Here is a 595-nt window from a genome sequence, read left to right on the forward strand (position 1 = left end):
GTTCTTGCCGGCCTTGGCAACGACGTGGTCAATGGCGGCGGCGGTGATGACACCTACGTCTATGCCCGCGGCGACGGCAACGACACCATCACTGAGGACAGCTGGAACGGCTATAACGACAAGCTGGTCTTCACCAATATCAATCCGACTGATGTGAGCCTCTCGTATGTTGGAACGGAGCTAACCATCACCATCGCCGAAAGTGCCGCGGGCGCAGGCGATGCAGGATCGGTCAAGCTCGTAGGCACCCTGATCCAGGACAATGGGCGTGGGGTAGAGAACATCGTCTTTGCCGACGGCACAACATGGAATGCGGCGATGATCCGCGCCAAGGCCATTGAGGCCAAGCAGACGGCCGGCAATGACACGATCGTGGGCTTCAATGCCGCCGAGACCTACACCGGCGGCCTTGGCAACGACGTGGTCAATGGCGGCGGCGGTGATGACACCTACGTCTATGCCCGCGGCGACGGCAACGACACCATCACTGAGGACAGCTGGAACGGCTATAACGACAAGCTGGTTTTCACCAATATCAATCCGACTGATGTGAGCCTCTCGTATGTTGGAACGGAGCTAACCATCACCATCGCCG

Annotated in this window: 1 protein-coding gene; it reads left to right on the forward strand. The window is 58.8% G+C overall.

Features of this window, described 5'->3' with window-relative positions; translation table 11 throughout:
• The coding region (locus E8M78_RS21360; protein WP_281405084.1) for a calcium-binding protein at nt 1–595 on the forward strand (595 nt) is incomplete at both ends.

The sequence above is a fragment of the Rhizobium sp. FKY42 genome (assembly GCF_005222835.1).
Lineage (GTDB): Bacteria > Pseudomonadota > Alphaproteobacteria > Rhizobiales > Rhizobiaceae > Neorhizobium.